We start from the raw sequence: 11,012 nt of genomic DNA, 5'->3' as shown, positions 1-11,012 counted from the left end.
ATTTGGCTCGGCCTGCAACGCGTCACGGACTTCGCCGCGGGGCTCAGATATGCTCGACAGGCTCATGATTCATGAGATGTGTGTAATGGGATGGGTTGATGCGCAGCAGATCCGCGATGCGCGCATCCAGTGCTTCGCGACTTTGCAGAACCCCTTCGGCAAAGCTGATCCGGATGACCGGATAGCGCGTCGACCAGTCCCAGTGCGGATGGATCGCCAGGCCCCGGAACAGCACCTCGTTGCCGGCAAACAGCTCGGCCAGGGTATCGATCAGCAGCGACTTGCCGAATCGCCGCGGGCGGGAGAGGAAATAGTATTTCCCCTCGTCGATCAACTGTCGGGCAAAACCTGTCTTGTCGACATAGTAATAGTCGTCCTCACGTATCTCGCGGAAGGTCTGAATCCCGATCGGCAGTTTGCGGCGGTGCATGGCTGACCTCGGCAGGCTGATGCGTGATGGGCGTGGCGGCGGCGATCGAGCGCCCTCTGCTCAGCGTAACGGGTCGATGAGGGCCTGTCATGTGAGCCGCAGCACCTTGACGATCCTTTCCTCTTCCAGAATCTCGTATACCAGCCGATGCTGTATATTGATTCGCCTTGAATAGGCGCCCGCAAGATCGCCAACGAGTCTTTCGAAAGGGGGTGGCCGCTTAAATGGGTCTTCGGCAAGAATCGCCAACAACTCCTGTGCCTTTGATTTCAAGCCACTTGACGCCAGCTTCTTCGCGTCCCTCTGTGCTTGCTTCGTATAAACTACCTGCCAGTTCACCAATTTAGATCACCGGCACACTCGTCAACGGGCGTCTTCATCCCTTCCCTGATCGATTCGCGCATACCAGGGACAGATAGCAGAAACAGAGTCTCTTGGATCGCCTCCCAGTCTTCCGCGGAAACCAGCACTGCACTGTTCCGCTTCCCCGAAATCAGCAACGGCTGATGCGAGGATGCGGTCTCGTCGATCAGCCGATACAGGTTTGCGCGCGCTTCGCTGGCCGAAATTGCAGCCATGACACACCTCCAATGAGCCACAAAAGCCGACTGTCCGACATCTCGTACGTACGTCAAGAGGTACGTGTAGTTGGCATAAGACCCAGAGGCGAGAACCGGGAGCAGCCCACGGTTTCCGGGCTATATCGCCTCGGTCGGCAAAACCCGTCGGGCCAAGTCCGCCGACCGACCGTGATCGCGATCTGTCGCCCAAGCGCTTACGGCTGCGCAGTGATCCCGGCTGCGTGCGTGCCGCGAGGCCAAGTGATGTCACGCACCGGCAAACGTGACTCACACGGTGTAAGCTGATGTTTGCTTGCCTGAGCGGTCTCCCCGTGGGCTTTGCCGTTTTCCAAGGGCATTGGTCTCCACGCATACTCGCCTCGGCGCAGATTATCCATGCAACTTACTGAAATAATAATGGTTTGCTGGATGCATCAGGGTGCTTCCATCTAACCCGCTCGGCGTCGGCCAAGATTGTACGAGCCCATGACCGGAAGAAAACACCAAGGCCCGAAACCCCGGAAAACGAGATGGCCATGAATGCCATCGAGTTGGACATCGAAATCACGGCAGACCGCGCCATTGTTAGGGCTGGCCAACACGAAAAGCCTCCAATTGCTCAATCAACTTCCGCAAATCACCAGCGATTTCCTCTGGTTTAAATTCATCGATTATTTGAACATCGGTGAGATTTACCTTGTATTCTTCCTGAATAGCAGCCCTAAGCAATCTAAGTGTTGTTTTTCCAGGAACAACTTCCATGCGACGATTGAGATCCGACCACTGGCTTTCAAACGTCTCTATTGCTTGCCGGCTAATAGTCCCGGTATCTAATCCTTTTCCTTGATGATGACTTATCCTCTTGGCTATATATTGTGATTGAGACTCAACCTTTAAGCCCTCGGTTATCTCAATTAAGTGATCTGCAATTCCATTTTTAAGATCTACTTCTTCTCCTGACCTTCGTTTCCTGCTCTCAAGCTGTTTTGCTAGCACTCGTTCCAGAACAGGAATCACTAGAAAATAGTTTTCCATTTCTTTTCGTTGGTGTATGTGAGCATGGCTTAACTCGGCTTTCAAGCCGTCTAAAATTAAGTCTATCTCTTCTTGGCAATAATAGTCACGATCATAAACTGCGAATAGCTTCATCTTTGCATCAATCGTATTCTTTACACCCCAAGCGAAAGACCTGATTCTTTCCCACGAAGAAAAACCGCCGGATTCAAAAGCTGTCAAATCATTCCCAGAAGCCAAATCGTGAAATCCCAAATTCTTTGCGAAACGCCTAACCGATTTGTAGTCGCTCATTCCCTCTACAAAAAGTATCTTTTTTGTCCTTGCTAGATGGGTAAGAGTAACATTCTGAGTTGAGCCTAATGCTTCTAGAGCAACTTGAACTCCTTCGACATCCTTCAACCTTTTCGCGGATCGATTTCCTTTGTTAACTAAAAGTATCTCCGAAGGATCAGCCTCTCCCATGATCTCAACAGAGTGCGTTGCTAATAAGACATCCGCATCTACACCCCTGAGAATGCTCAGCAATTGGCGTTGCACATCAGGATGAAGGTAAATCTCCGGTTCATCGATGATTATGATGCTTGCTTCATTTGAGCGTGACAGGTGTGTAAGTAACTGACACCAAATTTGAAAACCAAAGCCCGCCCAATAAACCTCTCTATCAATTCTCTCCTCGGAAACGAACATGCTCAATTTCCTGTTTGGGATATCTAACTCGGGCTTTCTGATGACCATTCCAGGCCAAGTAGTAGATATCATTTCGGAAAACTCATTCCATCCATCATCAAAATAATACCAGTAATTTCTAAAATGCCTACAAGCTCGATGGGTGTTCAATGAATTTATAACTGTATTTTTATTGACATAGGCTTCTTGATGTTCGAGTGGCCCTAATACGGGAACCACCTGAATATTTACTGGAAAGGCATTTCTAAACTTGCCAGGAGAATTGACTGTAGAACCTTCATTTTCCCAGTGGAGAATGCAACCTCCATCATTTGGGAAAAACAGAAATAACCTATTCCGGTTGGTTAGCCGGAACTCAATCTTGCTATCTTCTCCATTATAATCTGTAGCTACATTCTCTAGCGATACGCTGATTTGTTGCTCGGGTACGCTATGGCCAAATCCAGTGTTTCCATTCGGCAGTCGAACTCTTTCTGCCTTTAGTCTTTTAGCTTTGCGAAGCGCAACATCTAGAATTCGAAAAGCACTAACTATCGTAGATTTTCCAGCATTGTTTGGCCCAACTAGGATATTGGTTTCGCTCAAGCTCACAGAGTAGTTGCTTAGCGCCTTAAAGTTTGTGAATTTTATTGTGCTTATCTTTACGTCAGACAATTTGTACTCCGTGTCTTAGTGGGCCATAACGCTAGCCATCAGCCGCGCGCGTCAGTGCGTCGGCTGCATGGCCTTATTGAATCATTCCTCATCATAGTAACCCTCCCGCCACGAACTCGTGTCAGCCGCAAACGCGTTCGCTTCTGCTGCTTCTGCAAAAGCAGGGTCGAGTCTTTTAATCATGCATCGCCATTTGCAGGACTTGACCTCGATGCCATAGTCTCGCCGACGTCTCGCATGTGTTGAAAGTCTTCTCCAGACCATAGCGAGAACCGGTAAGGCAGATTGGCGTCGATCAGAAACCGCATCACGCCACGCTCTTCAGCGTGTAACGGTGTCTCATTAAATCAGCTGCGAATCGCAGGCAAGCATCGATATCAGCCGGCTCCAGCGACGGGTACTGGTTCAGGATTTCCTCCCGTGTCTCTCCGGCGCTGAGGAAACCCAGGATCGTCTCGACGGTGATCCGCAGTCCCCTTATGGTCGGATGTCCGTTGCAGAGGTCGGGATAGACGGTGATACGGCCGTCCAGGTACGAGAGGGGCGTGATGCTGTCTGACACTGCGTTCATTGAGTCTGGCTCCAGGTGTTGTGTCGCCATCAGCGACCCGGTCGATGTCGAACCGCCGGAGATGCAACTCTCATTCGGCTTCGCCTCTGGCCGTTTCAGACCATAGGTTACTTCGATTCGCCGATCGGCTCCTGCCGAAATTCGAGCATCGCTCGTTCATCAAGCCCATGATGTGCGGCCTCCCGTCGGAACGGGCAGCAGGGTGCGGCGGGAGCGACCCGCCCGGCGTGCGCCCGGAGGCTCGCAAGCTCACCGCGCCCGGTGCGTGGCCCAACGGCCGCAATCACGATCCCGCCACTCACCACCCCCGCTCCAACAATGGCTTCAAAAACCGCCCCGTATGCGATCGCTCGTTCGCGGCAATCTCCTCGGGCGTCCCGACCGCAATGATCTCCCCGCCCCGGTGCCCACCCTCTGGCCCCAGATCGATGATCCAATCTGCCGTCTTGATGACATCCAGGTTGTGCTCGATCACGACGACGGTGTTGCCCTGGTCGCGGAAGCGGTGCAGGACGTCGAGCAGATGCTTGACGTCGTGGAAGTGCAGGCCGGTGGTGGGCTCATCCAGGATATAGAGTGTCCGGCCGGTATCGCGCTTGCTGAGCTCGCGGCTGAGCTTCACGCGCTGGGCCTCGCCGCCGGAGAGCGTGGTGGCGCTCTGGCCGAGCCGCACGTAGGCCAGTCCGACATCCATCAGAGTCTGGAGCTTGCGTTTGATGAGCTGCACGGGGGAGAAGAACTCGAGGGCGTCCTCGATAGTGAGGTTCAGGACCTCGTCGATGGTCTTGCCCTTGTAGCGGATCTCGAGTGTCTCGCGGTTGTAGCGCCGGCCCTTGCAGGTGTCGCACTGGACATAGATGTCGGGCAGGAAGTGCATCTCGACCCGAATGAGCCCGTCCCCTTTGCAGGCTTCGCAGCGCCCGCCCTTGACGTTGAAGCTGAAGCGGCCGGGTCCGTAGCCGCGCGAGCGCGCCTCGGGCACGGCAGCGAAGAGGTCGCGCACCAGGTTGAAGAGTCCGGTGTAGGTGGCGGGGTTGGAGCGCGGGGTCCGACCGATGGGGCTCTGGTCGATATCGACGACCTTGTCGAAGGAGTCGAGCCCTTCGATGGCGGTGTGGGGTGCCGGTTGTAGGCTGGCCCCGTTGAGATTGCGCGCGGCGACCGGGAAGAGTGTGTCGTTGATCAGAGTGGACTTGCCCGAGCCCGAGACCCCGGTGATGCAGACGAAGCTCCCTACCGGGATCTCGGCGTCGACGGCGCGCAGGTTGTTGCCCCGCGCACCCAGGATGCGTAACTGCCGATCCGGGTCGTTGGGCGTGCGCTGTGTCGGGATGGCGATCCGCAGGTCACCGGACAGATAGCGCCCGGTCAGTGAGCCGGGTACCGCCGCGATCTCCTCGGCAGTGCCTTGGGCGACGATCTCGCCGCCGTGCACGCCTGCGCCCGGCCCCAGGTCGACGACCAGATCGGCGGAGCGGATCGCCTCCTCGTCGTGCTCGACCACGATCACGGTGTTGCCGATATCGCGCAGGTGGGTCAGGGTTTTGAGCAGTCGGGCGTTGTCGCGCTGGTGCAGGCCGATCGAGGGCTCGTCCAGGATGTACATGACCCCGACCAGGCCGGCGCCGATCTGGCTGGCGAGCCGGATGCGCTGGGCCTCGCCGCCGGAGAGTGTCTCGGCGCTGCGGTCGAGGGTCAGATAGTCGAGACCGACGTCGACCAGAAAGCGCAGCCGGGTGGCGATCTCCTTGATGACCCGCGCACCGATCTCGCCGCGCTTGCCGGGCAGCTCCAGCCCCTCGAAGAAGTGCAGCGAGTCGCCCACGGGCATGGCGGCGACCGCGGGCAGGTTGTGACCCTCCAGAAAGACATGGCGGGCTGCTTCGTTGAGACGCGCGCCGCCGCAGGTCGGGCAGGGCTGGTGGGAGAGATACCGTGCCAGCTCCTCGCGGACCGCGCTGGAATCGGTCTCTTTATAGCGCCGCTCCATGTTGCGGATGATGCCCTCGAAGGGACGGACCTTGGCGGAGCCGCGCTCGTGCGGCAGTTTGAGCTTGATCTTCTCCTTGCCGGTGCCGAAGAGGATCAGCTGCTGAATCCCGGCGTCGAGTTGGCTCCAAGGCGTCTCGACATCGAAGCCGTAGTGCTCCGCCAGTCCGCGGATCACCTGAAAGTAAAAGGCATTGCGCCGGTCCCAGCCGCGCACCGCGCCGCCCGCGAGGCTCAGCTCCGGATGGAGGACGACCTTGGCGGGGTCGAAGAACTGTTCCACCCCGAGCCCGTCGCAGGTGGGGCAGGCGCCGACCGGGTTGTTGAAGGAGAAGATCCGCGGCTCGAGCTCCGGGATGCTGTAGCCGCAGACCGGGCAGGCGAAGGACGCCGAAAAGGTGATCATGGGCCGCTCGGGCTCGTCGATCGCGGCAACGCGCACGATGCCGCCCGAGAGCTTGAGCGCGGTCTCGAAGGACTCGGCCAGACGCAGGGCCAAGTCGGGACGCACCCGGAAGCGGTCGACCACCACCTCGATGTCGTGCTTCTTCTTGATGTCCAGCTCGGGCGGGTCGTCGAGCTCGTAGAGGTCGCCGTCGATGCGGGCGCGCACGAAGCCCTGTGCATGCAGCTCGCCGATCAGCCGCTGGTACTCGCCCTTGCGCGCCGAGACCACGGGTGCGAGCAGCATCAGCCGATCGCCCTCCGGCAAGGCCATGACCTGATCGACCATCTGGCTGATCGTCTGGGCCTCCAGCGGCTCGTCGTGGGCCGGGCAACGCGGCTGGCCGACGCGCGCGAAGAGCAGACGCAGGTAGTCGTAGATCTCGGTAATGGTCCCGACGGTGGAGCGCGGATTGTGCGAGGTGGTCTTCTGCTCGATCGAGATGGCCGGCGAGAGGCCCTCGATATGGTCCAGATCCGGTTTCTCCATGACCGACAGGAACTGCCGCGCATAGGGCGAGAGCGACTCGACATAGCGGCGCTGGCCCTCGGCATAGATGGTGTCGAAGGCGAGCGATGACTTGCCCGAGCCCGACAGGCCGGTGAAGACGATCAGTCGCTGACGGGGGAGATCGAGATCGATGCTCTTGAGGTTGTGCGTGCGTGCGCCGCGGATGCGGATTGTGTCCATGGGGCTGGGAGACCTGCGGCGGTGGGCGGCCAATCCGCGATTATTCCGCAAATCGCGATCGGGCACGATCGCCGACAAGCCCTTATACTCGCCTCTTTCGCCGAATCGACGTAGAAGGCCACCGGTTTTGACTCCCTCCCACCAACCCCTTGTCGCCTTCACCGGGCTGGAGAAGCGCGCCGCGGCCGGTCTGGCCGCGATCTTCTCCACGCGGATGCTGGGCCTATTCATGGTCCTGCCGGTCTTCGCGCTCTATGCACACGACCTGGACGGCGCCACGCCTTTGCTGGTCGGGCTGGCGATCGGTGCTTATGGCTTGACGCAGGCGCTGTTTCAGATCCCGCTTGGACTGCTGTCGGATCGGATCGGGCGCAAGCCGGTCATTTACGGAGGGCTGGTGCTCTTTGCTATCGGCAGCGTCGTGGCGGCACTCGCCGACGGGATCGAGCTGGTCATTCTGGGGCGGGTACTCCAAGGTAGCGGGGCCATCGCCGCGGCGACCATCGCGCTTACTGCCGATCTGACTCGCGATGCCGTGCGCACCCGGGCGATGGCGGCGATCGGTATCAGCGTCGCCCTGTCGTTCGCTGCGGCACTGGTCATCGGACCGCCCTTGGCGCGCTGGCTCGGTATCTCCGGGATCTTTTGGCTGACCGCGTTCCTCGCGATCGCCGGCATGCTGGTCCTGGCCTATGTCGTGCCCGAGCCCGAGCGCTCCAGCGTCCACCGCGAGGCCCAGCCGGTGCTCGATCAGTTCGCGGGCGTGCTGGGTAACCCCACATTGCTGCGCCTGGATCTGGGCATCTTCCTGCTGCACCTCACCATGGTGAGCATGTTCGTGGTGCTGCCGCTGTCGATCGAGTCGGCCGGCTTGGCGCCCGTGGATCACTGGCTGCTCTATCTGCCGGTCGTGCTGCTCGCCATCGTCGTGATGGTCCCCTTCATCATCATGGCGGAGCGCGGCGGCAAGGTGAAGGCCGTGCTGCTCGGTGCCGTCACGGCGATGTGCGCGTCGATGGTGGGCTTCTATCTCTTCCACCAGTCGATTTGGGTCGTCGGGTTCCTGCTGCTGGTGATGTTTACGGTCTTCAACCTGATGGAGGCCATTCTGCCGTCGCTGGTCTCGAAGGCCGCCCGAGCCGGTGCACGAGGGACGGCGATGGGGGTCTTCTCCAGCTCCCAGTTCGTGGGTGCCTTCCTGGGCGGGCTGCTCGGCGGCTTGGCGCACCAGAGCTTCGGAGCGGATGCCGTTTATCTGGTCGGGGCCGCGACCTCGCTGGTGTGGATCGGTCTGGCGGCCACGATGGTGATGCCGGCGAATCTGACGGCGCATGTCCTCTCGCTCGGCGATCGGCCGGACAAAGAGGGTCTGGGTCTCGAGGCGCGTTTGCTGGCCATCCCGGGGGTGGAGGATGTCGTCGTCGCGCTCGACGAGGGTGTCGCTTACCTTAAGGTGGACAGTGGCCGACTGGATTGGGCAACATTGCAGACGTTTTCGGCCAGGGCCTGAGGCGTAACGCCGAGGTCGGCCGCGTCATTTTTTGCGAGACAACCATCGCCCGCGTTTGGCGCGGAGCGGGAGGACTGCATGGCAGGCGTCAACAAGGTGATTCTCATCGGTAACCTCGGGGCTGATCCGGAGGTGCGTTATATGCCGAGCGGCGATGCGGTGGCGAATGTCCGTATCGCAACGAGCGATACCTGGAAGGATAAGAACACGGGCGAGCGGCAGGAGCGCACCGAGTGGCACAACGTCGTCTTCTTCGGCAAGGTCGCCGAGATCGTCAAGCAGTATGTGCACAAGGGCTCGAAGATCTACGTCGAGGGCAAGCTGCGCACCCGTAAGTGGCAAGGGCAGGACGGACAAGATCGCTACACGACCGAGGTCGTGGTCGACATGAACGGGACCATGCAGATGCTCGACAGCCGTTCCGGCGGCGGTGTCGGATCATCGGTGCCGTTCGACGATGCGCCCGCGTATCAGTCGTCGCGCGGCGGCGGGCGGCCTCAGTCCTCAAGCCCGGCGCCGTCCTCCGTAGGCAGCAGCCAAGGTGCGGCGGATTTCGACGACGATATCCCTTTTTAGACTATACTTGCTGAGTTTTGCCAAGTTTTTCGACGGCTCGCCAGTTATGGCGGGCCTTTCTTGCTCAGTTGAGCCATCAAAAACTGTCAAATTGCTTTTGACAGATCGTCGCGTATCTGGTCACTTCCGTCATTTTGTGAAGTTTGAGTGAACTTGCGATGACGGTGTTCACTACCAAGAACTTCACGATGGAAAGCGGCGAGCGCTACTGTCAGCCCGTAGACTCGGTTTCGGGGGGGCTGTTTTATCCGAATCTTTTCGTAACCACTCAAATCCGCAACCGGTCCCTGTCACTGTCGGCAATGCAGGCCGCCGGTCCGCGCAAAGTTCGCCGTGATCCGTTCGCGTTTGCCGTCACGACGCACCTTCTCGCTGTAGTTCACGCGCACAACCACCTTGCCCGTGCCCTTTGAGGCATCGAACACGCACACCAGCGCCTGATCGAGCGCATCGAGATAAGGCGTTGCGCCTTCCAGCAGGCTCGACAGGTTGCGCCGGACCTCGGCCGGTAGTGCATGATCGATGACCCCCTTACTCTCGCGCAGCGCATGCAGGAGTTCCCGATCACGCAACCAGATTCCAGCGCTTTCCATTTCCAGGTCGATACCGCGCGCGGACAGGTCCGAGAGCGTCGCTGGCGCGATCGCCTGCACTAGCAGGCTTTCTCCGGTGGCGGTTGTTCCGGCCGACACGCGATCGACCATTGCCGCCAAAACACGCCGCGATGCCTCGATCGCTGCCGTCCCTGCGAGGCCATTGCACAGATCAGCGCCGAGCGGTGCGGCCAGCTTGGACACCTGCTCCGTGGCAATGCGCAGCACCTCATCAACCACGATCGTCCCTGGCGCATACGCCAATCCCTCGTCGATCCCGGTCGGGTCGGCCTTGCTCGTTATCTGGTTTGAGTCCGCGGCGGTCGCAGTAAGATCCGGAGCCGTGAGGGTCGCCGCCTGCCCGGCCATCGCCTGGCAGATGCCGGCGCGGAAGATGTGTCGTAGATGGGCTTTCATAGGGGCATCCTGCCCGCTCGGTCGGATCGGTCAGCTAACGAGGGTTATCCACGTTTGCCTCGGCGAGCGCAGTGCCAAGTTTGACGTGCCTCTCGATAATCTCAACGCATGTCGCGTCAGCCTTAGACAGCCTGATCGAGTTCCTGAAGACCCTGTGATTATGAGAAGCTCACAGCGTACCCTGACCGCCTGCCGACGGCGGTCAGTGAGTCCTGCCAAGGCCCGCTTTGCATAATCGCGAGCTTCGTATAAACGTGCGTTGCGGACGCTGGCGTTTAGGCTCCGGGTAGGCCGGTTACGACCCGAAGCCGCCGACCGCACCGAGCGTGGAATATGACCGCTGTCGTTCGAGTGGCGGGCGCCGCCGGCCGCGGCGACGTCGTGGCCCATCCGCACGACCGAGATCGCCGTTGAGGCGGCCGGAGGGCGTGGAACAAGTATCATCGGCCTGTATGAATTCCTCCGTTCCAACGGGTTGGTACTCGCGAGGAAGTGTCGGGCGTATCTGATTGCCGAGGAGGGCCAGCGTTTCCTATGAGCACGGTCGCAGGGGATGGGGGATCGTCGGGTGAGAACGTGCGCAACGACGCCATGGCGTTCGAGCGCGCCGAGGATGCGCTCGCGCAAAGCGAGGCGAAGTATCGCTGCCTGTTCGAATCGATCGACGAAGGGTTCTGCATTATCGAAATGCTCTTCGATGCGCGGGACAAGCCGGTGGATTACCGCTTTCTCGAGGTGAATGCCGCGTTCGAACGCCAGAGCGGGCTCCTCGGCGCCGTGAGTGCGGTCAGCGATTTTGATGGTTTCGCGATCAAGTTGCGTGATAGGGGTCGGCGAAGCGCTCCCCCGGTCTCGCGCGGCCGGGGTGTGGGC

The 11,012-nt window shown here is 59.4% G+C and carries 10 protein-coding genes; 3 read left to right on the top strand and 7 right to left on the bottom strand.

Features of this window, described 5'->3' with window-relative positions; genetic code table 11:
• Positions 1–43: 43 nt before the first annotated feature.
• The 6 genes from BLV04_RS23675 to uvrA all read right to left on the bottom strand — a co-directional run bounded on the left by BLV04_RS23675 (position 44) and on the right by uvrA (position 7,043).
• Positions 44–430 carry an AAA family ATPase gene (locus tag BLV04_RS23675; protein WP_281241885.1) on the bottom strand — a complete coding sequence of 129 codons (387 nt, stop codon included), beginning with the start codon at positions 428–430 and terminating at the stop codon, positions 44–46.
• An 87-nt stretch (positions 431–517) separates the two neighbouring features.
• Positions 518–769, bottom strand: coding sequence for a Txe/YoeB family addiction module toxin (locus BLV04_RS23670; RefSeq protein WP_093038539.1), 252 nt, complete (start codon positions 767–769; stop codon positions 518–520).
• The gene (locus BLV04_RS23665) at positions 766–1,008 is read right to left on the bottom strand and encodes a type II toxin-antitoxin system Phd/YefM family antitoxin (RefSeq protein WP_093038535.1); all 243 of its coding nucleotides are present in this window, start codon (positions 1,006–1,008) and stop codon (positions 766–768) included. Before BLV04_RS23665 ends, BLV04_RS23670 begins: the two co-directional genes overlap by 4 nt.
• Positions 1,009–1,575: 567 nt before the next feature.
• Positions 1,576–3,348, bottom strand: a complete 1,773-nt coding sequence (locus BLV04_RS23660; RefSeq protein WP_093038533.1) for an ATP-dependent nuclease — start codon at positions 3,346–3,348, stop codon at positions 1,576–1,578.
• Positions 3,349–3,655: 307 nt separating this feature from the next.
• Entirely contained in the window at positions 3,656–3,919 is a 264-nt protein-coding gene (locus BLV04_RS23655; protein ID WP_093038537.1) for a DUF433 domain-containing protein, read from the bottom strand.
• A gap of 298 nt (positions 3,920–4,217) precedes the next feature.
• Positions 4,218–7,043, bottom strand: a complete 2,826-nt coding sequence (gene uvrA / locus BLV04_RS23650) for an excinuclease ABC subunit UvrA (protein WP_093038531.1) — start codon at positions 7,041–7,043, stop codon at positions 4,218–4,220.
• A 127-nt stretch (positions 7,044–7,170) separates the two neighbouring features.
• On the opposite strand from uvrA, the gene BLV04_RS23645 reads away from it, so the two are divergent.
• Together BLV04_RS23645 and ssb are read left to right on the top strand one after the other, a co-directional pair.
• Positions 7,171–8,553, top strand: coding sequence for an MFS transporter (locus BLV04_RS23645; protein WP_093038529.1), 1,383 nt, complete (start codon positions 7,171–7,173; stop codon positions 8,551–8,553).
• A gap of 78 nt (positions 8,554–8,631) precedes the next feature.
• Positions 8,632–9,129 (top strand): single-stranded DNA-binding protein, encoded by a 498-nt coding sequence (ssb, locus tag BLV04_RS23640; protein ID WP_093038527.1) that lies wholly within the window; start codon positions 8,632–8,634, stop codon positions 9,127–9,129.
• A 290-nt stretch (positions 9,130–9,419) separates the two neighbouring features.
• On the opposite strand, the gene BLV04_RS23635 is transcribed toward ssb, so the two are convergent.
• A complete protein-coding gene (locus BLV04_RS23635; RefSeq protein WP_093038525.1) occupies positions 9,420–10,139 on the bottom strand; it encodes a hypothetical protein in 720 nt (239 codons plus the stop codon).
• A gap of 534 nt (positions 10,140–10,673) precedes the next feature.
• Here BLV04_RS23635 and BLV04_RS23630 point away from each other — a divergent pair.
• The coding region (locus BLV04_RS23630; RefSeq protein ID WP_139192037.1) for a PAS domain-containing protein at positions 10,674–11,012 on the top strand (339 nt) is incomplete at its 3' end.

It is taken from the genome of Thiocapsa roseopersicina (genome assembly GCF_900106925.1).
GTDB lineage: Bacteria > Pseudomonadota > Gammaproteobacteria > Chromatiales > Chromatiaceae > Thiocapsa > Thiocapsa roseopersicina.
The sequence above is the reverse complement of the archived record's forward strand: the minus strand, read 5'-3'. Positions and strand labels throughout refer to the sequence as shown.

Bases quoted from the DNA above. Each gene is read 5' to 3' on its own strand.
- BLV04_RS23635 (WP_093038525.1), bottom strand. From the start codon at position 10,139: ATGAAAGCCCATCTACGACACATCTTCCGCGCCGGCATCTGCCAGGCG.
- BLV04_RS23655 (WP_093038537.1), bottom strand. From the start codon at position 3,919: ATGAACGCAGTGTCAGACAGCATCACGCCCCTCTCGTACCTGGACGGC.
- uvrA (WP_093038531.1), bottom strand. From the start codon at position 7,043: ATGGACACAATCCGCATCCGCGGCGCACGCACGCACAACCTCAAGAGC.
- BLV04_RS23665 (WP_093038535.1), bottom strand. From the start codon at position 1,008: ATGGCTGCAATTTCGGCCAGCGAAGCGCGCGCAAACCTGTATCGGCTG.
- BLV04_RS23675 (WP_281241885.1), bottom strand. From the start codon at position 430: ATGCACCGCCGCAAACTGCCGATCGGGATTCAGACCTTCCGCGAGATA.
- ssb (WP_093038527.1), top strand. From the start codon at position 8,632: ATGGCAGGCGTCAACAAGGTGATTCTCATCGGTAACCTCGGGGCTGAT.